The organism is Kribbella sp. NPDC051587 (assembly GCF_044453945.1).
Classification (GTDB): domain Bacteria; phylum Actinomycetota; class Actinomycetes; order Propionibacteriales; family Kribbellaceae; genus Kribbella.
In genome coordinates, this window is sequence record NZ_JBITDE010000012.1 from 56391 (window position 1) to 80546 (window position 24156).

Annotated in this window: 17 protein-coding genes; 9 read left to right on the forward strand and 8 right to left on the reverse strand. The window is 67.1% G+C overall.

Annotated elements, in window-relative coordinates; all coding sequences use genetic code 11:
* From ACIA49_RS32570 to ACIA49_RS32585, 4 genes are read left to right on the forward strand one after another with little or no spacing between them, the layout of a single operon-like run.
* Complete coding sequence (locus ACIA49_RS32570) at nucleotides 1-897, forward strand: carbohydrate ABC transporter permease (RefSeq protein ID WP_396381695.1); 897 nt, start codon at nucleotides 1-3, stop codon at nucleotides 895-897.
* Nucleotides 898-1749 (forward strand): carbohydrate ABC transporter permease, encoded by an 852-nt coding sequence (locus tag ACIA49_RS32575; RefSeq protein WP_396381697.1) that lies wholly within the window; start codon nucleotides 898-900, stop codon nucleotides 1747-1749.
* Nucleotides 1746-4286 (forward strand): beta-galactosidase, encoded by a 2541-nt coding sequence (locus ACIA49_RS32580; RefSeq protein WP_396381699.1) that lies wholly within the window; start codon nucleotides 1746-1748, stop codon nucleotides 4284-4286. Before ACIA49_RS32575 ends, ACIA49_RS32580 begins: the two co-directional genes overlap by 4 nt.
* Nucleotides 4287-4296: 10 nt before the next feature.
* Nucleotides 4297-5535, forward strand: coding sequence for an ROK family protein (locus ACIA49_RS32585; RefSeq protein ID WP_396381700.1), 1239 nt, complete (start codon nucleotides 4297-4299; stop codon nucleotides 5533-5535).
* Between the two features lie 3 nt (nucleotides 5536-5538).
* Here ACIA49_RS32585 and ACIA49_RS32590 read toward each other — a convergent pair whose 3' ends face one another.
* The 7 genes from ACIA49_RS32590 to ACIA49_RS32620 form a co-directional block, all read right to left on the reverse strand.
* A complete protein-coding gene (locus ACIA49_RS32590; protein WP_396381702.1) occupies nucleotides 5539-6606 on the reverse strand; it encodes a Gfo/Idh/MocA family protein in 1068 nt (355 codons plus the stop codon).
* 17 nt (nucleotides 6607-6623) lie between these two features.
* The gene (locus ACIA49_RS32595) at nucleotides 6624-7916 is read right to left on the reverse strand and encodes an ABC transporter substrate-binding protein (protein ID WP_396381703.1); all 1293 of its coding nucleotides are present in this window, start codon (nucleotides 7914-7916) and stop codon (nucleotides 6624-6626) included.
* Between the two features lie 10 nt (nucleotides 7917-7926).
* Nucleotides 7927-8763 (reverse strand): carbohydrate ABC transporter permease, encoded by an 837-nt coding sequence (locus tag ACIA49_RS32600; protein WP_396381704.1) that lies wholly within the window; start codon nucleotides 8761-8763, stop codon nucleotides 7927-7929.
* Nucleotides 8753-9628, reverse strand: a complete 876-nt coding sequence (locus ACIA49_RS32605) for a carbohydrate ABC transporter permease (RefSeq protein ID WP_396381705.1) — start codon at nucleotides 9626-9628, stop codon at nucleotides 8753-8755. The genes ACIA49_RS32600 and ACIA49_RS32605 overlap by 11 nt, the downstream gene beginning before the upstream one ends.
* 111 nt (nucleotides 9629-9739) lie before the next feature.
* On the reverse strand, nucleotides 9740-11662 hold the full coding sequence (locus tag ACIA49_RS32610; RefSeq protein ID WP_396381706.1) for a glycoside hydrolase family 43 protein: 1923 nt from the start codon (nucleotides 11660-11662) through the stop codon (nucleotides 9740-9742).
* A gap of 10 nt (nucleotides 11663-11672) precedes the next feature.
* Nucleotides 11673-13508 (reverse strand): heparinase II/III family protein, encoded by a 1836-nt coding sequence (locus tag ACIA49_RS32615; RefSeq protein WP_396381708.1) that lies wholly within the window; start codon nucleotides 13506-13508, stop codon nucleotides 11673-11675.
* 107 nt (nucleotides 13509-13615) lie between these two features.
* Nucleotides 13616-14632 (reverse strand): LacI family DNA-binding transcriptional regulator, encoded by a 1017-nt coding sequence (locus ACIA49_RS32620; RefSeq protein ID WP_396381710.1) that lies wholly within the window; start codon nucleotides 14630-14632, stop codon nucleotides 13616-13618.
* A gap of 99 nt (nucleotides 14633-14731) precedes the next feature.
* Here ACIA49_RS32620 and ACIA49_RS32625 point away from each other — a divergent pair, with 99 nt between their 5' ends.
* The 5 genes from ACIA49_RS32625 to ACIA49_RS32645 are packed head-to-tail and all read left to right on the forward strand — an operon-like array spanning nucleotide 14732 to nucleotide 21023.
* On the forward strand, nucleotides 14732-15604 hold the full coding sequence (locus ACIA49_RS32625; protein ID WP_396381711.1) for a carbohydrate ABC transporter permease: 873 nt from the start codon (nucleotides 14732-14734) through the stop codon (nucleotides 15602-15604).
* Between the two features lie 41 nt (nucleotides 15605-15645).
* On the forward strand, nucleotides 15646-16452 hold the full coding sequence (locus tag ACIA49_RS32630) for a carbohydrate ABC transporter permease (protein WP_396381972.1): 807 nt from the start codon (nucleotides 15646-15648) through the stop codon (nucleotides 16450-16452).
* Between the two features lie 9 nt (nucleotides 16453-16461).
* Nucleotides 16462-17853: a ricin-type beta-trefoil lectin domain protein gene (locus ACIA49_RS32635; RefSeq protein WP_396381712.1), complete on the forward strand. Its 1392-nt coding sequence runs from the start codon at nucleotides 16462-16464 to the stop codon at nucleotides 17851-17853.
* A gap of 35 nt (nucleotides 17854-17888) precedes the next feature.
* Complete coding sequence (locus ACIA49_RS32640) at nucleotides 17889-19238, forward strand: ABC transporter substrate-binding protein (protein WP_396381713.1); 1350 nt, start codon at nucleotides 17889-17891, stop codon at nucleotides 19236-19238.
* Nucleotides 19239-19262: 24 nt separating this feature from the next.
* Nucleotides 19263-21023: a beta-galactosidase family protein gene (locus ACIA49_RS32645; RefSeq protein WP_396381715.1), complete on the forward strand. Its 1761-nt coding sequence runs from the start codon at nucleotides 19263-19265 to the stop codon at nucleotides 21021-21023.
* Nucleotides 21024-21243: 220 nt separating this feature from the next.
* Here the strand turns inward: ACIA49_RS32645 and ACIA49_RS32650 are convergent, their stop codons facing one another.
* Nucleotides 21244-24126: a family 43 glycosylhydrolase gene (locus tag ACIA49_RS32650; RefSeq protein WP_396381716.1), complete on the reverse strand. Its 2883-nt coding sequence runs from the start codon at nucleotides 24124-24126 to the stop codon at nucleotides 21244-21246.
* Between the last annotated feature and the right edge of the window lie 30 nt (nucleotides 24127-24156).

Consider the following 24156-nt stretch of genomic DNA (forward strand, 5'->3'; position numbering starts at 1 on the left):
ATGTCGACGTTGTCGAAGCTCCGCCGCCGCGAGGCGCTCTGGTTCTACCTGTTCGCCTCGCCCTGGATCATCGGCTTCGTGGTGTTCCTGCTCGGCCCGATGGTTGCCTCGATCTACTTCTCGCTGACCGACTGGGACTCCTTCACGCCGCCGAAGTGGGTGGGCCTGGACAACTACCGGCGCCTGCTCACCGACGACCCGGTGTTCTGGAAGGCCCTGTGGAACACGTTCTACTACGCGGCGATCTCGGTCCCGCTCGGGCTCGTGCTCGGGCTGTGGCTGGCGAACCTGCTGAACAAGCGGGTCCGGATGCGCAAGCTGTTCCGGACGCTGATCTACCTGCCGACCCTGGTCCCCCTGGTCGCGACCGCGATGATCTTCAAGATGGTGCTCGCACCGTCCGGACCGCTGAACGACCTGCTGGGACTGGCCGGCATCCCCGGCCCGTCCTGGCTGCTCGAGGCGGCCTGGGTGAAACCCGCCCTGATCCTGCTGTCGGTCTGGGGTGCCGGCGGCGCGACCGTCTTGTTGCTGGCGGCAATGAAAGGCATCCCGCGGGAACTGTACGAAGCGGCCGAGGTGGACGGTGCCAGCTCGATCCGGCAGTTCTGGAGCATCACCGTCCCGCAGCTCACCCCGATCATCTTCTTCAACCTGATCATGGGGCTGATCGGTGCGTTCCAGGTGTTCTCACAGGTCTACATCCTGACCAAGGGCGGGCCGAACAACGCCAGCCAGACGATGGTTCCGCTGCTGTTCGACCAGGCCTTCTCCTTCTACCACCTGGGGTACGCGTCCGCGCTCTCGTGGTTGCTGTTCGCCGTGATCATGGTGTTCACGCTGATCGCGTTCCGGAGCGCCCGCCGCTGGGTGTTCTACGAAACGGAGGTGCGGTAGATGTCCGTGCGTGCGTTCCGCGCCACGCCGTTGAGTTACGCCACGCTGATCATTGTCGCCGCCGTCTTGTCGGTTCCCTTGGTCTTCGTGGTCTCGATCGCGCTGTCCAGTGACCAGACGGTCAACGCCAACACCTTCACGATCATCCCGCGCGAGTTCCACTGGGAGAACTTCACCCGGGTCTTCTCCACCGAACTGCCGATGCAGCGGTTCCTGCTGAACTCGGTGATCATCTCGGTCGGTGCGGTGGCCGGGCAGGTGCTGTCCAGCGGACTGGTCGGTTACGCGTTCGCGCGGCTGCGAGCGCCGGGCAAGAACGCGTTGTTCCTGATCGTCATCGCGACGATGATGATCCCGGGCCAGATCACGATGATCCCGCAGTTCATCCTGTTCAAGGAGCTCGGCTGGGTGAACACGTTCCTGCCGCTGATCGTGCCGAACTTCTTCTCCAACGCCTTCAACGTCTTCCTGGTCCGGCAGTTCGTCTCCCGGCTGCCGAGCGAGATCGACGAGGCGGCGATGGTGGACGGGCTCGGCTTCTTCGGCATCTACCGCCGGATCATGCTGCCGATGCTGGCCCCGGTCCTGATCGCGATCGGCATCTTCACCTTGACCGCCACCTGGGGTGACTTCATGGGTCCGTTGATCTACCTCAACGACGAGTCCAAGATGCCGTTGGCGCTCGGCGTGCAGTACATCACCAGTACGTCGCAAGCCCTGCAGGCCCCGCCGTGGAACCTGGTGATGGTCGGGTCGATCCTGCTGACGCTACCGATGATCCTGGTCTACTACCTCGGCCAGAAGTACCTGTACGAGATGGACATCAGCGGCGGCAGTGCGGGGGTCAAGTGAGAACGGTCCGGATGGATGCCCAAGGCATCGAGATCGACGGGCTCCCGCAGGTCGTGCTGTGCGCGTCGCTGTTCTACTTCCGCCTGCCGCGGGAGCAGTGGCGGGCCCGGCTCGACCAGGTCCGCGCGTCCGGCTACACCTGCGTGGACGTCTATCTGCCGTGGAACTTCCACGAGCTCGCTCCTGGTCGGTGGGACTTCGAGGGGCGTCGCGATGTCGCGGCGTTCCTCGATCTCGCCCAGGACGCCGGGCTGTCGGTGATCGCCCGGCCGGGGCCCTACATCTGTTCGGAGTGGGACGGCGGTGCCCTGCCGGCTTGGCTCGGGCTCGATCCCGAGCTCCAGGTCCGGCAGAACGAGCCGCGCTTCCTGGAGCAGGTCGCCGCCTGGTTCGATCAGGTGCTGCCGATCGTGGCTGCCCGGCAGCATTCGGCCGGCGGCCCGGTGATCATGGTTCAGCTGGAGAACGAGCTGGACTTCTTCGACTGCGCCGATCGGCCGGGCTACCTGAGCGCCTTGCGGGAGCTTGCGATCGGGCACGGCATCACGGTTCCGCTGATCGCCTGCGCCGGACAGGGCGATCTGTACGGCGCAACCGGTGACGCGGCGGACGTCGTACCGGCGTGCAACTTCTACCCTGACGACGAGTCCCCGCACCTCGAGGCCGAGGTACGGCGCTATCGCGATCTGCTGACCGAGCGGGACCTTCCGCTGCTGGTGACCGAGACGAACCGGCGGCATCGCACTCTGCGCCGGCTGCTGATCTCGGGCGCCGCGCTCATCGCGCCGTACCTGCAGTCGTCCGGCTGGAACTTCGGGTACACGCCGTCGACCGGGAACTGGGGCGATCCCGGCAACTTCATGAGCCATGGCTATGACTTCGGCGGCTATGTCTCCTCGACCGGGCAGGAACGAGTCGAGTACGCCGAAGCCCAGGTGCTCGCCCGATTGATCGACGTACTGGGTCCGCGGCTGGCGCTCGCCACCCCGGGAACAGCTGCTGTCGAGGTGCTGACCGACTTCCGGACCAGCTCGGCTATGGGTGCACTGGATCTGCGCGATGGTGGCCAGCTGATCGCCGTACCGAATCTCGGCACGACCGACGGACACGCGATCATCGCCGGTGTGCCGGCGCAGATCGCGGCCGGGGCGTGCCCGCTCCTGCCGGTCGGTCTCCCGCTGACCGCCTGGGCTTCCCCGCACACCCTCACTTTTGCTTCAGCGGACCTGGTCGGCGCCGCGAAGGGCGTGCTGGTGTTCTCGTCCGCGGTACCAGTGACCGTCGTCATCGACGGAAACCTGGCTGTGGTGCCGGTCGGCGGACGCGAGAGTCTGGCGGACCTCGAACTGATTGCGCTGCCACCGGTCGAAGCTGCCCGGCTCACGTCGATCGAGCCTGATGGCGTGCTCGAGTTCGCCCCACAGCCGGTCCACAAGGCGGGTGTCATGACCGAAGTGACCTCGGTACGCCGCCGCTCGGCATCCGCTCCGGCGGCAGCTGCCGGTGAGTACGAACTGCCGCCGGCGCTGGAGTCGCTCGGTGTGTTTCGCGGCCGCGGCGCGTACAGCACGATGGCTGACCTGACCGGTGTCGACGAACTGCTGGTAGCCGGCGCCGCCGATATCGTCGACCTCGCGATCGGAGGTTCGGTCCGGCCTCCACTGGTGACGTACGGCGCGAACCGGCGGATCGACGTACCGGATCTGACCGGACCGACGCCGATCCAGGCGACCGTTGAGATCTGGGGTCACGCGAACTTCGACGACACCCGGCTCCCCGCGCTGCGACTCGGCGCCCTGCGCGGTCTCGGCACCGTGTGGAAGGTCCGCGCCGTCCACGACGTGTCGGCGTTGTGGACGGTCAGCGGTCATTGGGCCGGGCAACCGGCACCCGTTCGTCAGCTCGGCGGTTGGAGCAGTACGCGAGGCGGCGAACGAGTGACCTACACGCGGCTCATCCACTCCCCTACCGCTGCGGCCTTGCTACTGCGCGACCTCGATGAACCCGTCTTCGTCCGGATCGACGGCGCGGACCCAGTGACCGTCCCGGCGGAGAATCCGTGGATCCTGCTTCCGGCCGGCAGCAGCCAGGTCGCCGTCACGCTGCCGCACGATCCGAGTCGTGCTGGTCCGGGCGCCGAACTGCTGACCCTGGAACCGGTGACGGGCTGGTCCTGCACCGTCCAGGACGATGAACTACTGACAGCCTTCGCAGTGTCGTCCAGCCCGGGTCAGACGGTTGAGCTACCGCTCGAACTCGAGGCGGGCGAGGAGGCCTGGCTCGACGTGGACCTGGAGGCTTCGAACTCCGGCCAAGTGCTGAGGCTCGAAGGTACCCAGGTGCGAGTCACCGGCTGGTCCGGTGGTGAGTGCATCGGACGAGTCTGGCTGGGCGATCGGCCCGCGTTCTCGGGCGGTGATCCCGACGTGCTCTGGATACCGCCCGGCTGGGCCGGTCTGACACTGCTGATCCGCGGGGTTGACGGCCCGACCCGTCCCGAACTGCGTACGCTACGGCTGGAGCCACCGACGATTTGAAGGAGATCTGGTGCCACGGCAGACCTCCCATGACCTGCGCAACGAGAACCGGTTCGAGGTCCTGCATGCGCTGTTCACGCTCGGGCCCTCGACCCGGCAGGAGCTCACCCGGCACACCGGGCTGAGCCCGGCCACCGTCGCGACGCTGGTCAACGAGTTTCTGGCCGCCGGTGTACTACGGATCGCGACGGTGGAACGTCGTACGGTCGGGCGTCCGTACGAGCGGCTCAGCATCGACCCCGGCCGGGGCCGGATCGTCGGGGTCGACGTGGCCGAGACGTATGTCGACGCGACCGTCTTCGATCTGGGGCTCGGCGCGCTCGGGCACAGCGCGATCACCCTCGACGAACACAAGAACGATCCCGCGTACGTCGTCGACGGCATCGTCACGGCGACCCAGAACGCGCTGGCCACCGTCACCGCCGAACCGGCCGAGCTGATCGGGGTCGGGGTCAGCATGCCGGGCCAGGTACAGCCCGACGCCGGCGTCTCGGTGTTCGCACCGAACTGGCAGTGGCACGACGTCCGGATCGAGGAGATGCTGGAGAGCCGCCTCGGCATCTCCGTGTACGTCGACAATCCGCTCAAGGCGATCACGCTGGCCGAGATGTGGTTCGGCGTCGGCCAGGTCACCGGCAACATGGCCGTGGTCAACCTCGGCACCGGTGTCGGCGCCGGGCTCGCGATCGAGGGCACGCTGATCCGCGGCGCGACCAACAACGCCGGTGAATGGGGCCACACCCTGCTCCAGTTAGACGGCCGGCCATGCCGCTGCGGGCGGCGCGGCTGCGTCGAGGCCTACCTCGGCGTGCACGGCCTGGAGATGACGCTCGCCGAGATCGACCCCGACCACCCGGCCCTGCGGCAACCTCTGCAACGCGGCTTCGTCGACGCTGTCGCGGAGGGCCTCGCCGCCGACGACCCCGTGCTCAGCGAGCTGGCTCGCCGTACGGCGCACTATCTGGCGGCCGCCCTCGCAGACCTGGTCAACCTGCTCAACGTCCCGCACCTGACCCTGACCGGTTGGACCTCAACCGCGATCGGGCAGTGGCTGATCCCGGCGGTGCGCGACGAGCTCCCCACTCACGTGCTGCCCGGTTCGCTGGCCGGCCTCGTCGTGGAAGCATCGGCCGTCCCGGGCAACCCGGTCGCGCTCGGCATGGCCGCCTTCACTCTTGAGCAGTACCTGGGCCATCTCGGCGTACCGAGTCCCGCAAGTGCGACGACGCCACGCCGCCGGCGGTCATGACCCCTACTGCTTCGTCCACGGCGCCCCGAGTTCGCTGAAGAGAGCCAACTCGTCGGAGGCGCGGTCGATCCAGTGCTCGACGTCGTGGACGATCGGGTGCCGGTCGGCGCCTTCGCCTTCCCAGCGGACGACGGCGTCCGCGATGACGGCCGGTACGTCGGCCAGCCGGATCGCTTCGACGACGCGGGTGAAACCGCCGGTCGCCGCGAACGAACAGTAGAGCGGTACGGCGGGGTCGGCGCGATGCGCGATCAGATTCTGCAACAGGTCGCCCCGCGCAAGGACTTGCCGGCTGTCCGGGAGTTCGAGGGTGTCCGTGGTGTAGTTGAGTACGGCGCGGCCGCGCGAACCGTGGACGATCACCGCGGGATCGAGGTGCTCGGCCGCACACAGGGTCACCGCGATCAGGATCGACGTACCGCGCGTCGTGGTGATGCGGACCGTGGAGGTGTCGTCGGACTCGATGTCGTTGGCCCGGAAGAGGTCGGTCTCCACCGAGGCGATGTCGTCCACGCCGGTCGAACCATCGAGCAGCAGCGCGGCAGCAGTCGAGTGCGCCAAGGGATTCGTGACCGCACCGTCGACCACGGCGACGCCGTTCAGCGTCCGCCGGCCGGCCCACGGCGCGCGATCGAAGTACGCGGCCTTCCGCAGCCATTTGCCGGTGGCACTGATCCCCCGGATCTCGCCGAGGCCGCCGTCGGCCATCAACTGCGCGAGCTGCAGGGTCGCCGCCGAGGCCTGGGCCTGGAAGCCCACCTGGCAGGCGCGGCCGGTCTCCTCGATCACCTTCGACAGCTGGTCGAACTCGGCCAGCGAAGCGGTCGGCGGCTTCTCCAGCAGTACGTCGGCGCCCGCGCGCAGCGCCAGTCCGGCCAGCGGCACGTGCGTCTGGATCGGCGTGCTGATCACGACGACGTCGACTTCGGTTGCCGCCAGCAACTCTTCGAGCGACGGGAACACCGGTACGCCGGCAGCGTCCGGCGGGCGCGGATCCGCGATCGCCACCAGGTCGCCGTACCGGCGGGCGTTGTGGACGTGGGTCGCGCCGTGGCCGTGCACACCGGCCACGGCGATGCGGGTGGCTTTTATTTGAGTTCTCCGTTCACCTCGTCGAGGAACTGGCTCGCCGCCTTGTCCGGCGTGAGCCGCCCGAACAGGACCTCGGTGGTGTAGCGCTGGATGATCTTCTCCACCTGACCACCTCCGACCGGCGGCGCCGGTGAGGGCTCGCCGAGCTCCGTGCCGATCTCCTCGATGAACTTCGCCGAGGCCGCGTCGGCCGGCTGCAGCTTCGGCGTCACGGCCGCGCGGATCTCGGTGTTCGGCGGTACGCCGCGCTCGGCCAGCAAGATGTTACCCGCCGCCGCGTCGTTGGCCAGGAAGTCGACGAACTGCGCCGCCTCGGCCCGGTGCTTGGACCGCGACGAGACCGACCAGAACATCGAGCCCTTGTAGTACGAACCGTTCTTCGCCGACTGCCCGGTCGTGCTCGGGATCCGGAGCAGTTTCAGCTCCTGGCCGGACGCCTTGCTGAAGGCGTTCAGCTGGTTGCTCCAGCTGAAGCCCATCGCGAGCTTGCCGGTGGCCATCGCGGTCTGGTCGAGGGACGCGGTCATGTCCTGCGCCACGGCCTCCGCGGGCGGGATCGCCTTGCTGTCGCGCAGTTTCAGCACGTACTCGAAGAACTTGGTGGTCTGTCCGGCCGAGACGCCGAGCTTGCCGTCGGGCGTCCACAGTGACTCGCCGTTCTGGCGGGCCCACAGGTTCAGTCCGGCCTCGTTGGCTCCGACCACACCGGTCCCCCAGCCCTTGCCGTTGAGCTTGGTGGTGATCTCGGCGGCGATCCGGTTGTAGTCGTCCCAGGTCCAGGTCTTGTCGTTCGGCAGGGCGACACCGGCGGCCTTGAACACGGCCGGGTTCGCGAGGACCGCGAACGAGTTGATCCCGGCGTTCAGTCCGTACAGCCCGCCGTCGAACTCTCCGGCGCTCAGGGTGTCCGGGGCGAACTTGTCGGTCTTCAGGTCACCGGCCTTCTTCAGATCCAGCAGCGCTCCGCGATCGGCGTACTCGCGCAGGTACTTCTCGTCCATCTGGATGATGTCCGGGGCGTCGTTGGCGGCGACCGTGGTGGCGAGCTTGTCCCAGTACCCGGCCCATTCGCCGTACTCGCCCTTGATCTTGATGTTCGGGTGTTCCTTCTGGAACGCGTCGATCGTGGACTGGGTGAGTTTGGTCCGGACGTCACTGCCCCACCACGTGAAGCGCAGGGTCACCTCGCCCTTGTTCGCGGCCGGGCCGCCCGAGTCGCCGCCGCAGGCGCTCACGACGAGCAGGGTGGAGACGAGGGCGACGGCGGCCAGTGCCTTGAGGCGTGTCATGGCAGGCTCCTTACTTGATACCGGTGGTGGCGATGCCCTTGACCAGGAAACGCTGGCCGAGCAGGAAGGCGAGGAAGACCGGGACCAGCGAGACGACCGACATCGCGAACATCGAGCCCCAGGACGAGCTCGAGGTCGCGTCGACGAACGACCGCAGGGCGACCGGCACGGTGTACATGTGCGGGTCGGTCAGGTAGATCAGCTGGCCGAAGAAGTCGTTCCAGGTCCAGATGAACGTGAAGATCGCGGTGGTGGCCAGCGCCGGGACCATCAGCGGCAGGATCACCCGCAGGAAGATGGCGGCTCGCCCGCAGCCGTCGATCGTGGCCGCCTCGTCGAGCTCGCGCGGGATGCCCCGGATGAACTGGACCATCAAGAAGACGAAGAACGCGTCCGTGGCCAGCAGTTTCGGGACGATCAGCGGCAGGAACGTGTTGATCCAGCCTGCCTGTGAGAACAGGATGTACTGCGGCACGATCACCACGTGGATCGGCAGCATGATGCTGAGCAGCATGATCGCGAACCACAGCTTCTTCCCGGCGAACTCCAGCCGGGCGAAGGCGTACGCCGCCATCGAGCACGAGACCAGGTTGCCGAGGATCGAGCCCAGGACGACGACCGCAGAGTTCAGCAGGTAGCGGGTGAACGGCTCGGTCAGCGCGTTCCAGCCGGCCCGGTAGTTCTCGATCCGCAGGTCCTTCACCAGCAGCCCGGGGTCGCGGAAGATCTCGTTGCCCGGCCGCAGCGAGCTGACGATCATCCAGATCAGCGGGTACAGCATCACGAGCGCGGTGGCGATCAGCGCCAGGTGGATCAGCAGCGTCCGCGGGCGCAGGTCAGTTCTCATAGAACACCCAGTACTTCGAGACGAGGAAGTTGACCCCGGTGAAGATCGCGATGACCACCAGCAGGAACCAGGCCATCGCCGACGCGTAGCCCATGTCGAAGTTCCCGAAGCCGCGGTCGTACAGGTAGAGCGTGAAGAACATGGTCGAGTCCGACGGACCGCCGCTGCCGCCGGAGACCACGAACGCCTGCGTGAACGACTGGAACGCGTGGATGATCTGCAGCACCAGGTTGAAGAAGATGATCGGGGTGAGCAGCGGGAGCGTGATCCCGAAGAACCGCCGGAGCGCACCGGCCCCGTCGACGGCCGCCGCCTCGTAGTACATCGACGGGATCTGCCGAAGCCCGGCCAGGAAGATCACCATCGGCGAACCGAACGTCCAGACGTTGAGCACCACGAGCGTGCCCAGCGCCGTACTGGGGTCGGAGATCCAGCCCTTGCCCTCGACCCCGATCAGGGCGAGCACTTGGTTGAGCAGGCCCTCGGTCCCGAACACCTGCCGCCACAGGATCGCGATCGCGACACTCGACCCGAGCAGCGACGGCAGGTAGAAGACCGAGCGGTAGAACGCCATGCCGCGGACGCCCCGATCCAGTACGACGGCCAGCAGGAGCGCGATCGCGAGCTGCAGCGGCACCGAGACGAACACGTAGGTGAACGTCACCCGCAACGAGTTGTGCAGCCGCTCGTCCGACAGCATCCGGGTGAAGTTCTCCAGCCCGATCCACTGCGGTGCCTCGATCAGGTTGTAGTCGGTGAACGCCAGGTAGAGCGACGCGACCATCGGGCCGATGGTGATCGCGAACAACCCGACCAGCCACGGCGACAGGAACAGGTACGCCGTCACGTTGTCGCGCCGTGCCATCGACCCTCCTCCAGCGGTTGGAAAGCGCTTGCTGAGGTGCGCCAAGTTAGCGGGCAAGCGGTTCCGGAACAAGAGGTCGAAGCGCTTCGACCTGGCCGGATCCGGACACGGTCAGGAGGCGCTGACCAGCAGCCAGCTGACCTGGATGTCCGGCGATCGGGTCGGTGCGACGGTGACGGTGATCTTGCCGTCGGCGCCCACCACGACCCCGCCGTACGCCGCGGCTTCGTTGGTGCCGGTGAACAGTCGCTGCTGGTCGACGACGGCCCCGTTGATCGTCACCTGTGCGGCACGGTTCGCCCACGGCCACGGGTCGAAGTACCCGGCGTGAACGGTGTAGGTCCCGGGCTCGAGACCACCGAAGGTATAGACGAGCGGCTCGTGGTTCTTGGCGTACCGCAGGGTGCTGTAGAGATCGCCTGTCGCCACTCCGGAAGGCGCGCCGGCCCCGGTGTAGCCCCACGTCTTTCCGGTCACCGGGTCGGTTCCCAAGGGCTGCTCGGGATTCGAGTTCAGCAGCGGACCGGTCCTCGTGAGCACCTGCCAGTCGGCCGTGGCGATCCCGCCGGCGTTGACGGCGTACCGCAGGTTGCGCGGAGCCACCACGATCGAGCGCGTGAACGTTCGTCCGTCCGCGAGGATGCCGCGCAGATGCGCGGTTCCGGGCTTGGCGACCGTCGAGACGTCCCAGGTGACGGCCAACGTCTGCGTCCGCGATCCCGTGCGCACCTGGACCTTGGTCGGCAACGCGCTCGTGTCCCCGAGCAGAACATAGTCCGGGAGCTTGGTCTCGACGCTCCAGCGCCGGTACGGCGTCAGGTCGCCGAGCGTCCATTCCTGATCCGGGCCGATCGACAGGCTGCCGCCTTCGCCGAACGACATCGGCATCCAGACGTACGGCGCGTTCTTGAGGTCACTCGGGGTCCACCGGTCGCCCATGAAGACGAACTTGTTGCGCTCGGCATCGACCGTGATCACGTTGGTGCTCTGGGATCGGTAGGTGTCGGCGGCCCCCGGTGCGGTGATCGGGTTGCCCTGGTCGGCGTACTGGCCGAGGACCGTGCTGGCGGTCGCATACCTCGCGGGGTTCGGGTCCCAGCCCGTGGCACCGGACGTCACCAGGTAGTACCGGCCCTCGGACTTGAACATCGCCGGCGCCTCACGCTGGTTGCAGGCCAGGGTGCGCACAAAGTCCTTACCCTGTACGGCATTCTCGGGCCGCGCGGACAGGTACGTGTAGTCCCGGTTGAGCTTCGAGACGTACATCGTCCGGTTCTCCTCGGACGAGTAGATGATGTACGCCTTGCCGTCGTCATCGACGAACAGGTTCATGTCCCGCGCCATTCCACCGGCCGGGTCAAAAGCGGACGACGTACCGCACCAGGGCACCGAGTCGCTCGGCACATGATTCAGCCGGTACGAGTCGATCCAGCGGAACGGACCCTTCGGCGAATCCGCGATCGCCACTCCCGCCTCGGCCCGCGCGTACGTCGACGTACTGTCCGGTGCCGACGGTCCGTCGGAGTGCACCCACATGATCCACTTGCGAGTGGCCCGGTTGTAGATCACCTTCGGCCGCTCGAGGATCGACGGCCGGGACCAACCGTCGGTACGGACGGCGTTGGTCGACAGATCCCGCCAGACGACATCCTTCTGCGCAGGCGTGTACTTCTTGTAGAGCTTGCTGAAGTACTTGTCGTTCTCGAACTGGTCGACAGAACTCATCGCCCTCAGCGCGAGTCCCTCATCCTTCCAGTTGTAGAGGTCGTACGACGAGTACAGGTGAACACCCGGACTGTCGTAGTACCCGTTGCTGCGATCCTCGCCGTACCAGTACCAGATCTTGCGGCCGCGGTTGTCGGTCGAAGGCACGACCTGACCACCGTGCGCCTGGATCACCTGACCGCTGGTATCGCGCCACTCGGCGCCCGGCCGGAACGAGTCGTACGCCGGCGCGACCGGAGCGGCGACCGCGGCCGGACTGAGCACGGCGCTGAGCACCGCGAGCGCAAGCAGGGGGCGGAAAAGCTTCATTCGGTTCTCCTCATCGACGATGCCCGCGGGTGAGCGTGAGTTCGAAGCGATCGTTGCCTGCAGCAAGGATCAGGCGATGGACCGCGGGTCCCCAGACACTCCTGAGCAGCTCGTCGTCCACGGCTCGCTTCTCGAGCTGCCCGGTGCCAAGAGCAACGTCCCAGTGCAGTTCAGCGATGCCGCCATCCAGGGTCTCGACCGTCAGGCGACCGGGCTCGTGCGCGACAGGGTGTCCGGCGATCACGAAGTGTTCGGCGATCTCGGTCCCAGGCGCCCAGGTGTCAACGACGCGGATGGCCTGCCCGGGCCGATCGAGCGTCGCCGTCCGGCGCAGGTTCCCGCTGGGATAGGCATCCGACAGGTCGATCTCGACTCCCGCATCATCCTGTACGGCGAAGTCCGCCGCTCGCCATTGCGAACCGGCCTCCTGCTCCCGCCCATCGACCACCGGCACGTTGTGCCACTCGCTACGAACCACCCACTGCTCGTACCGGCGATCGGAGAACGAGATCGCCGTATACGTCGGCTGCCCCAGATCGACCAGTACCGGCGTCCCGTCCAGCGCAGCGATGAACGAGCCGACGTCGTTGTGGTTGTGGTTCTCGTCGTTGTGCCCACCCTTGACCGCCAACGTCCACCCCGCGGCGGAGCCACCCTCCTCCCGAGCCACCAGCAGTTGCACATCAGGCAGCCAGCTAGAGCGAGGCAATGGCATCGGTACGACGGGTGCCTGCCACCACTCGTCGTCGACCAACGCGACCAACGCACGTCCGAGACCGACGACGGCGTCCGACTGGTCGCGATGTGCGGCCGCTTGCGCCATCACCGCCTGATCACCAGTCCTGCGTCCCCAACGGTGCAACACATCCCACGGCTGCGCGGGGTCCGGCCGGGCCGGTCCATCACCGACGTTCACGTACCAGCCGGCGCCCAACGCCATCCGCTGCGGATACCGCGCGAGCTCGGCCAGCGGCTCAACAGACCAAGGATCCAACGCACCCAGCGTGATCCGATCGAGCAGCTCCACGGCGGAGGCCAGTCGGGCCGGACCGTTCCACCAGTACGCAGAGCCCTCGTCGCAACCGCCGTCGGCCGGAAGCGCTCGGAGGTAGCGGTCGAGACCGTCCACGACCAGGTCCACCGCCTTCGTTCGCCGTACCGGGTCGGCTTCAAGGAAAAGGGCCGCGGCCAGCACATGCCCGTGGATCCACGGGTTCCAGTTGTGCAGGTGACCGTCGAGCCCGAGCCAGTGCCAGCGGCGGTCGGTCAAGAATGGCTCGAGCACGCGCCGGTTCGCCTCAGCCCGCAGCCGGCGACGGAGGCCAGGCACACGCTCATCCAGCGCCGGTCCCAGCACGAGATCGGCCCACGCCAGCACGTCCACCGTCTCCGCGGCGCCCAGATCCAGGTACGGCGTCTCAGGATCCGCCACGACTTCCCCACGAGCCGCCGCGAACGACTCATGCGCTGCCCAGCACCACGTCGTCTGCTCGCAGAGCAACAACAGTCCGTCGGCCGCCTCGTCGACGTACCGCTGCTCTCCGGTCAGTGCGGCCGCGAGCACCGCCGTACTGGTTCGCTGCCGGAGCTCCCCCGCCGGATTCTCGTATGCCGTCCGGACGCCGTCCCGCCAATACCGGGCGAAGTCCGAGAGCAAGGTATGCGGCCAAGGCGTGTGACGATCCGCGTCTGCACGGGCCACGATCGCGGACCGCACGGAGGTCGGACCGGAGTTCCAGCGGTCACGGTGCCGCAGCTCCGGAACACCGAGGCGATCCCTGGCCGAGTCGACGGCCGCTCTGCGGATCGCCGGACTCAGGGCGTGCCAGCGCCGGGCGATTGACATTCGACCAGACCTTCCGTTGCGGTGGAGGCGGGCGCACAACCGGAATGTTCACGTTAACATAGCGTCGGGATCCACGGACTGCAATGGCTCACGGCCGTGCTCGGACGCTAGACCGCGGGGCGAGGCGGCGGGGCGGTGCTGGCGCGGACGATCAGCTCGGTGGGGACACTGACGGGCTGGTGGTGGTGCTCGCGGGAGTCGAGTTCGGCAATCAAGGCATCGACTGCTTGGCGACCTACGTCGGCGAAGAACTGCCGGACAGTGGTGAGCGGCGGCCAGAACTGGGCCGACGACTCCTGGTCGTCGAATCCGACGACGCTGACCGCACCGGGAACATCGCGGTGCTGTTCGTGCAGCGCCCGGAGCAGCCCGAGGGCCATCTCGTCGTTCGCGGCGAAAACCGCCGTGACCGTTGGGTCCGCGGCCAGCTGGCGGCCGACGTCGTACCCGGACGCCGCGGACCAGTCGCCGACGAGCAGCGGCGGCACCACGCGGCCTCGCGCGGTCAGGGTGTCTTCCCAGGAGCGGCGGCGACGGGTGGCGGCGAAGGAGCTGGGCGGGCCGCCGAGGTGCCAGACAGTTTCGTGCCCGAGGTCGAGCAGGTGCTCGGTGGCGATCCGGGCGCCCTGAGCCTGATCGGTGTCGACGATCGGGTAGTCGTAGTGCGCGCTGGAGTCGACGACGACGACTGGCAGGCCGTCGGGCAGGTGGATCTCCGCCTCATCGAGTCGATGGGCCTCGATCAGGATGATGACGCCGTCGACGGCCTGCTCCTGCAGCCGGGTGAAGGCACCGGCCACCTTGCCCTGGTCCGCGTCGAGCAGCGGGATCAGGTTGATCGCGTAGCCCGCGGCGGTGGCTGCCTGGCTGACCGCGTTGAACGTGCGGGTGTTGCCGAAGCTGGACAGCTCGAAGACGATCACCCCGATGTTGCGGAACTGGCCGTTGCGCAGCGCCCGGGCCGCACTGTTCGGCCGGTAGCCGACCTCGCGCATCGCGGCCAGCACCCGGTCACGGGTGGCGCCGTCGACGTTCGGCCGGTCGTTGGCGACCCGGGACACGGTCTGTCCCGAGACGCCGGCCAGCCGCGCCACGTCGGCTATCGAGGGTCCTCGCCTGCGCATTCAGCACCTCCGTCCGCCGAAGTCTAGACATGTTGACGTTAACAAGCTAGCGTCCCCGCCGTCGGTGTTAACGTCAACAATGATCCGGAGGTCACCGCCATGGCGCGGCGTCAGGAGGCGAAAGGGTGGGTCTTCGTCGGCCCGTTCCTGACTGTCTTCGCCCTTACCTTTCTCGCCCCGATCGGCTACGCGATCTATCTGAGCCTCTATCGCGACCAGGCCTTCTTCGGCGGGACCGTGTTCGTCGGCCTCGACAACTACGCCGAGGTGCTGAAGGACGCGAAGTTCTGGGAGTCGGCCGGCCGGGTGCTCGCGTTCCTGGTCGTCCAGGTCCCGGTGATGCTCGCCCTGGCGCTGCTGGCCGCGCTCGCGATCGACAGCGCCCGGCTGCGTGGCGCCGGCTTCTTCCGGATCGCGCTCTTCCTGCCGTACGCCGTACCGGGGGTGGTCGCGGTCCTGATGTGGGGCTTCCTGTACGGCGACACCTTCGGTCTGGCCGCGGATCTCAACAAACTGTTCGGTACCGCCGCCATCCAGCCGCTCAGCGGTTCCTGGATGCTGCCGTCGATCGCCAACATCGTCACCTGGGAGTTCGTCGGCTACAACATGCTGATCTTCTACTCGGCGCTGCGCACGGTCCCCGGCGAGCTGTACGAGGCCGCCGCGATCGACGGTGCCGGAGCGATCCGGACGATCCGGGCGATCAAGCTGCCCGCCCTGCGCGGCGCGATCGTGATCGCCACCATCTTCTCGATCATCGGCAGCTTCCAGCTGTTCAACGAGCCCAACATCCTGCGCACGCTCGCGCCGAACGTGATCACGACGTACTACACGCCGAACATGTACGCCTACAACCTCTCGTTCGCCGGCCAGCAGTTCAACTACTCCGCCACGGTCGCGATCGTGATGGGCGTCCTGACCGCGATCATCGCGTACGTCGTCCAGCTCCGCGGATCCCGGGAGGCCCTGTGAACGGCCCTGTGAACAAGTCATCGCGGGTGCTGACCGGACTGATGGTCCTCTACCTCATCTACACGCTGGTGCCACTGATCTGGCTGGTGATCAGCGCGACCAAGACCCAGGACGACCTGCTGTCGACGCCAGGACTGTGGTTCGGCGACAGCTTCGCGCTGTTCACCAACATCAGGCAGACGCTGACCTACGACGACGGCATCTTCCTGCGCTGGCTGGGAAACACCCTCCTGTACGTCGTGGTCGGGGCGGGCGGCGCGACCCTGCTCGCGACCGCGGCCGGCTACGGATTGGCGAAGTACAAGTTCGCCGGCCGCCGTGCGGTGTTCGCCGTACTGCTCGGCGCGATCGCGATCCCCGGTACGGCGCTCGCCGTACCGACGTTCCTGCTGTTCTCCAAGCTCGGTCTGACCAACACGGTCTGGGCGATCATCATCCCGTCCCTGATCAGCCCGTTCGGCCTGTACCTGATGTGGGTCTACGCGAACGAGGCCATCCCTTACGAGCTCCTCGAAGCAGCCCGCATCGACGGCGCCGGCGAGGTCCGGATCTTCGCCACGGTGGCACTGCGGTTGCTCGCGCCCGGGGTGGTGACGGTGCTGCTGTTCGCCGTGGTGGCGACCTGGAACAACTACTTCCTGCCGCTGATCATGCTCAGCAAGCCGAACCTGTATCCGCTCACGGTCGGCCTCACCCAATGGAACAACCAGGCGACCGGCGTCGGGGCGCACCCGATCTACAACCTGGTGATCACCGGGTCGCTGCTGACCATCGTGCCCCTCGTCGTGGCCTTCCTGTTGCTTCAGCGTTTCTGGCAGTCCGGCCTCTCCGCCGGCAGCGTCAAGTAAGGAGTTCGGATGAAATCCACACTCTGGCGAGCGGCCGTGGCCCTCGTCACCGTCGCGGCCACCCTCACGGTCCCCGCGGCGGCCGCACCGCCCCAGCCCGACACCGCCGACTTCCGCGGTGTGAACTGGGCGGACCCACGCGACAACTACGCCGACGACGAGGTCGTCCCGTCCGGCCTCAGTACGGCGGACAGCTACTGGACGACGTACCGGAAGTCGACCGGCATCCTCGGCGAGTTCCGCAAGGAGCTGCGGGCGAACACGGTCCGGCTGCCGATCAACCCGTCCAGCGTCGGGACGAACTGGTGGTCGTCCTACCGCGCGGCGATCGACGCCGCCACCGACCAGGGCTTCAAGGTCATCCTGAGTTACTGGGAGGCCGACAACGCCAAGGACGGCCGGGTCGACGACACCGCGGCCTTCACCACCATGTGGGACACCGTCTTCACGACCTACCGGAAGAACCCGAAGGTCTACTTCGAGCCGATGAACGAGCCCTTCGGCTACTCGCTGCCCGAGTGGGTCTCGCTCACGTCGTCCTGGGTCGGCCGGCACTCGAACGTTCCGCGCGGCCGCCTCGTCATCTCCGGCACCGGCTACAACGACAACGTCACCGGTGTCGGCGCCGCGCCCGAGCTGAAGGGCACCCTGCTCTCGTTGCACTTCTACGGCTTCTGGGCCTCCGACACCACCGAGGCCGCCTGGCTGGCCAACCTGAAGCCGCGGATCGGCGAGTACGGCTGGCGCACGATCATCGACGAGGCCGGCTCCCCGATGACGATCGGTCTCAACTACGGCAATCACGAGGGCAACACCTCCACGGCGTACCTCGGGGCTCTGACCGAGACCGCACGCGCCCAGAAGATGGGCATCGTCTACTGGCCCGGTCTGCGAACCGGTGACTCGTACTCGATGACCACTCAGGTCAGCGAACGCGATCTGAAGGTCAACAGTGCAAGCGGTCTGGCGCAGTTGCAGTGGGGTTGGGGTCTGCTCAAGAAGGAACCGGTCAACACGTTGCCGCCGTCCCCGCCCGGCCAGCCTTTGCGTGGAGTCGAGAGCAACCGGTGCGTCGACGTACCGGGTTTCTCGACCACCAACGGTACGGCGCTCGACCTGTGGGACTGCAACGGCGGCGGCAACCAGAGCTTCAACCTGACAGCGAGCAAGCAGCTCACCATCTACGCCAATAAGTGTGTGACGCCGGGTGCCGACAGCTCGGTGGTCATCACCGACTGCACCGGTGCCATCAACCAGACCTGGCAACTCAACGACGACAAGTCGATCTCCAGCATCAACAACCCGGCGCTCTGCCTGCAGGCCGCCGGAACAGCGAACGGCACCGCGGTGGAGCTCCGGTCCTGCACCGGGCAGCCGAACCAGCAATGGGTGCGGGCGTAAACAGTGAAAGGGCAGTACCAATGAGAGGCATGGCCATGAAGTCATTCCAACGACGTCGGCTGGTGGTTGCCGGCGCGACGATCGCGGCGCTGTCGCTCGTCCTGGCGGCCTGCGGTTCGGGCAACGACTCCGGCGCCGGCGGCGACAGCAAGCAGCAGGGCTCCCCCGCCGCGGTGGACGAGGCGCTCACGAAGGGCGGCACGATCACCTACTGGAGCTGGACGCCTTCCGCCCAGGCCCAGGTCGCCGCGTTCGAGAAGGCCTACCCGAACGTCAAGGTGAACTACGTCAACGCCGGGACCGGCAACGACCACTACACCAAGCTGCAGAACACGATCAAGGCCGGTTCGGGCGCCCCCGACGTCGCCCAGGTCGAGTACCAGGCGCTGCCGCAGTTCGCGCTCCCCGGCTCACTCGTCGACCTGCGCCAATACGGTTTCGATCAGTTCCAATCGGCGTACACGCCGTCGACCTGGGCCGCGGTGCATGCCGGCGAGGGTCTGTTCGGGCTGCCGCAGGACTCCGGCCCGATGGCCTTGTTCTACAACAAGGAGGTCTTCGACAAGTACGGCCTGACCGTGCCGAAGACCTGGGACGAGTACGTCGCTGCGGGGAAGAAGCTGCATCAGGCCGACCCGAAGAAGTACATCACCAACGACAGTGGTGACGCCGGCTTCACCACCAGCATGATCTGGCAGGCCGGCGGCAAGCCGTTCAGCACGAACGGCAAGAGCGTCACGATCAACCTGGCCGACGACGGCTCCAAGAAGTGGACCGCCGAGTGGAACCAACTGGTCCAGGGCGGACTCGTGTCCAGCATCCCCGGCTGGTCCGACGCCTGGTTCAAGGCCCTCGGGGACGGCACGATCGCCACCCTGCCCACCGGCGCCTGGATGCCCGGCGTGATGGAGGCCTCGGTCAAGGCCGGTGCCGGCAACTGGCGGGTCGCCCCGATGCCGACGTACGACGGGCGGCCGGTGACGGCGGAGAACGGCGGCAGCACGCAGGCCGTCCTCAAGCAGAGCCAGAACCCGGCGCTCGCGGCCGCGTTCGTCCGTTGGCTCAACAACGGTGACGGTGTGAAGACGTTCCTGGCCAGCGGCGGTTTCCCGGCCACCACGGCCGACCTCGAGGCGCCCGGGTTCGTCGGCAAGAAGAGCGCGTACTTCGGCGGCCAGGAGATCAACCAGGTGCTCACGGGCGCGGCGAGCACGGTCGCACCGGGCTGGAGCTACCTGCCGTACCAGCTCTATGCGAACAGCATCTTCGGTGACACCGTAGGCAAGTCCTATCAGGCGAAGTCCAGTCTCGACGACGGTTTGAAGGCGTGGCAGGACGCGCTGGTGGCCTACGGCAACCAGCAGGGCTTCCAGGTCAACGGTTAGTAGTACTACCTACAAGAGGGAGATATGCCAGACTTCGCGATCGGTGAGTCCGAGTTCCTGCTCGACGGCCGGCCCTTCCGGATCCTGTCCGGTGCGCTGCACTACTTCCGGATCCATCCGGACCAGTGGGCCGACCGGATCGAGAAGGCGCGGCTGATGGGTCTCAACACCATCGAGACCTACGTGCCGTGGAACGCGCACTCACCCCGGCGCGGTGTCTTCGACACCAGCGGGATGCTCGATCTCGAGCTGTTCCTGCGCCGGGTGGCCGAAGCGGGTCTGCACGCGATCGTCCGGCCCGGCCCGTACATCTGTGCCGAGTGGGACAACGGCGGCCTCCCCGCCTGGCTTTTCCGGCAGCCAGGAGTGGGGGTTCGCCGGCACGAACCGCAGTACCTCGCCGCGGTCGGCGAGTACCTGAGCGCGGTACTGCGGATCGTCCGCCCCCTACAGGTCACTGAGTCGACCGGGGATGGGGGCGGACCGGTTCTGCTGGTCCAGGTGGAGAACGAATACGGTGCCTTTGGCAACGATTCGACGTACCTGAAGTGGCTGGTCGAGCTGTTCCGCGCCGAGGGCATCACGGTGCCACTGGTCACCGTCGACCAGCCGGAGGACGAGATGCTCGTCGCCGGCGGGATCGACGGCGTCCTGCGGACCGGCTCGTTCGGGTCCCGCAGTGTCGAGCGCCTGGCGACACTGCGGGACCACCAACCGAGCGGGCCCTTGATGTGTATGGAGTTCTGGGACGGCTGGTTCGACTACTGGGGCGGTCCGCACCACACCACCTCCGCGACCGAGGCCGCCGCGGAACTGGACGCGCTCCTGGCTGCGGGGGCATCCGTGAACATCTACATGTTCCACGGCGGAACGAACTTCGGGTTGACCAACGGCGCCAACGACAAGGGCGTCTACCGGCCCACGGTCACGTCGTACGACTACGACGCACCCCTCGACGAGGCCGGGCGGCCGACCGCGAAGTTCCACGCCTTCCGCGACGTCATCGCCCGGCACGCGCCGGTCCCGCCGCTGCCCGACCTCGAGCCGGTTTCGCCGACGCCGGGGTTCACCGCGACACTCGGCGAACCGATCCGGCTGCTGGACCGTCCGGACAGCTGGGGTACTTGGCGCGCGCACGACCGACTCCCAACTCTGGACGACCTGGATGCCCAGTTCGCCTTGTACCGGACCGAACTCGACCTCGACGGCCCCGCGATCCTGCACCTCGGCGAGGTCCGCGACCGCGCACACGTCTTCCTCGACGGCGATCCGACCGGCGTCCTCAGCCGCGAGGACCACGACCGCGCGATCACCCTCCCCCGCGGACGCGGCCGCCTCGACCTGATCGTCGAGGACCAGGGCCGCGTCAACTACGGCCCCCGCATCGGCGAACCGAAGGGTCTCATCGGGCCACTCAACGTCGGCGCGACCACGCCCTCCACTTGGCAGACGCTCACGGTCGACCTGAACGCCGTACCGGACCTGTGGAAGTCCACCCTGCCGTCCGCGCCCGGCGTCGGGCCGACTGCCTACCGAACCGCCTTCGTGCTCGAGGATCCCACCGATCTCTTCCTGCGGACCGATGCCTGGGGCAAGGGATTCGCCTGGGTCAACGGCTTCTGCCTCGGCCGCTACTGGCGCCGCGGACCCCAGCACACCCTCTACATCCCCGAACCCGTCCTCCGCCCCGGCAGCAACGAACTCGTCATCCTCGAACTGGACACCCTCGCCGACCCCACCGCCCGCTTCGCCCCCACCCCGGACCTCGGCCCGACCGACCTCTGACCCGACCTCACCCTCCTCAGATCCAGGCGAAAGTCCACCCCACCGCCAGTGAACCCACCGTGTCGCGCGAGCGGTCCCACCGTGCACCGCGACTGAAGCCACCGTGCGAATGTGTTGAGTGGGTCAGCGAGGGTGCGAACCTTGTTGCCGGTAAGGGGTTTCCGGCGACAAGGTTTCCCCAGTCGTGTGCGCGGCGGCGACGGGGATCACCGGGTGATGGTTAGCGGCGGGGGACATGGGTTGGGGTGATGCTGGTCAGGGTCGGCTTGACCTTCGTCATCGTGCCGTCGGTGGCGAAGGTCAGGCGGTCGATCGTGGTCTCGCGGTGCTGGCCGTCGCCGCCGGGCATCCCGAAGCGGTGATAGGCGACGTACCAGTTGTCGGTGCCGGGGATCTGGATGATCGAGTGATGTCCGGTCGCGAGGATTCCTTGCGCCGGGTCCTTCTCGAGGATGACGCCGCGATAGGTCCAAGGCCCGTTGATGCTCGTCGCGGTCGCATAGCCGACCCGATAGTTGGGTGAACCGGTGTCGTCGATCGAGTAGGTCAGGTGGTAGAGACCCTGCCGGTAGTTGACGAAGGCCCCTTCGCGGAAGCTGGTCAGCCCACTGATCGGCTTCAGCGTCTCCGGCTTGATCGTCAGCATGTCCGCGTTCAACTCGGCGTACACCGGCGAGCCGTTGCCCCAGAACAGGTAGTACTTCCCCGTCCGGGGATCGCGGAACGCGGCCGGGTCGATCGCCTGACCCGACGTGACCGCCTCGTTGTTGAGGATCATCGCGGTCGGCTGCGCGGTGAACGGACCCTCCGGGCCGTCGGCGACCGCAACGCCGATCGTCTTGCGGTTGTACGTCGGGTTGTGCCCCGAGAAGTAGAAGTAGTACTTGCCGGCCCGCTCGATGATCGTCGGTGCCCACGCGTTCCCGCTCGCCCACGGGACGTTGCCGTTGGCGCCGTCGAGGGTCAGGAACGGTCTCGCCGACCGTTGCCAGTCCCTGAGGTTCTTGGACTTCCAGACGTAGAAGTCCTTGCCGCCCCAGCCGGGGAACCCGTCGCTGGTGACATAGAGGTAGTAGGTGTCGCCGAAGACGGCGATGTTCGGGTCGGCGTTGTAGCCCGGCAGTACTGGTGAACGCATCTCGACAGCCCTGACCTTCCAGGCCCGCATGGTCCGGTCCTTGGCCTTCACGATGAAGGTCTTGGGCGAGCGGAGGTCGACGGTGCCGGTCGGCGAGATCTTCGAGGTGGAGACCACCGTGAACACCGGTGCGAGCTTGCCGAGATCCGTTCCCGGGACGACTGGCAACGTCACGGTGGACGACGCATCGTCGATCACGGCGGGCACCTTGAGGCTGTCCAGTCCGACGCCCAGGACCGCATGCGGATCGGCGTCCGCGTCCCTGATCTCGGTCGCCGAGAGGGCACGGTTGTAGATCCGGACGTCGCGCACCTTGCCCTTCAGATACTTGTCGGAGGTGTACACGGAGCGCCCGATGTAGTTGGCCGTCGTCCGGCCGCCACCGATGTCACCCGGGTCGACGGTGACCCCGGTCTTCTGGCCGACCTGGACTCCGTCGAGATAGATCGTCGCAGCGCCTTGTGGCGTGAGGGTGTAGGTGAGCGCCTTCCAGACTCCCCGCGGTACGGCGCTCGACGCGGAGGCGGTCTGCTCGGTCGACCAGTTGCCGGTGGCAATCGACGTACGGTAGGCGTCGCCGGTCGTGAACAGATAGCCGTTGCCGACGTCGTTCGCGGTATTTCCTAGTCCCCAAAGGAAGTACGGTGTCGCCTGCCCGGGATCGATCCAGACCCGGGTCGAGACCGTGATCGCGCCGAGCCCGGCCATCAGGTTGTCGGGGAGCTTCACGTGGCCGTTGGTACCACCGAGAGTGAGTGCGCCGTTGGCCCAGCTCGCGTCGCCGGCCACCACACCGTCGTACCCGTGTCCTGTCACGTCGGTTGCCTTGGTCCCGCTGGTCTGGTTCAGCGGGTAGTGCGCGACGAGTCCGTTCGGATCCGCTTTCACCGGGTCGGGCAGGACGAGGCCCTGACGCAGCCGGTCGAGTTCGGCCTGCGTGACCGGTAGCACGGTGCCGTGGCGCGGGCTGGCCGGCAGCGAGTACTTCGGCGGGACCTTCCAGTCCGGGGCTTCGAGGTCGTTCGTGCCGAGCGGGATGTACCCGCGACCGCCGTACTCGTCGACGAACAGGTTGTACTTGGAGCCGGAGGTGTCACCCGGGTTGGACTTGAAGACCGTCGGCCCTTCGACCGCCGACGTCCCGGCATCTCGACCGATACACGAGTCCTGCATCGCCCAGGCCGGCTTGCCTGGCAGATCGACCGCGGTCAGGGACGAGGACTTCTCCTGGATGATGTCCGAGCACCCGGTACCACCACCGCCCTCGTCCTTGGTGAACCGGTAGTAGGCGCCGTTCTCCTTGATCACCGTCGAGTCGATGCGGGACTCGCCGCGGTCCTGCCAGATCGCGGGCGCGCTGAAGGTCCGGAAGTCGCGAGTCGTTGCATAAAGCATCCGGTTGTACGTCGAGCCGGTGTGCCCGGGATCGTCAGCGGCGTACAGCTTCGAGGCCCAGAACACGACGTACGACTGGAGATCCTCGTCCCAGTAGGCCTCGGGCGCCCAGGTGTTGCCGGCCGTCTCCGGTGAGACCAGCACATGGCGCTGCTCCGACCAGGTGACCAGATCGGTGGACTCCCAGACCTCCAGGTAGCGACTGCCTTGGCGCTGCGCGGCATCCCAGTCGCCGTTGCGGCCGATCGACAGGTCGGTGGCGATCAGGAAGAACCGGTCGCCACCAGGAGACCGGATCAGGAACGGATCGCGCAGCCCGAGCGTGCCCTGGGTGGACTCGATCACGGGCCGGCCGTTGTTGAGCTCGTCCCACTTGAGTGCGGTGTTGCCGCGGCTGGCCGCGAAGGAGATCTTCTCGCCCGCGATCGAGTTGCCGGTGAAGTAGGCGAAGACATAACCGGCGTACGGCGCCGGAGCGTCGTCGGCGGCCGCTTGAACGCCGGGCACCAGGATCTGCCCACCAAGGAGAGCAAGGACGGCGGTCGCTGCGTGGAGGATGCTGAGCTTCACCAAGACCTCACCAGGGTGTTAGCGTTAACA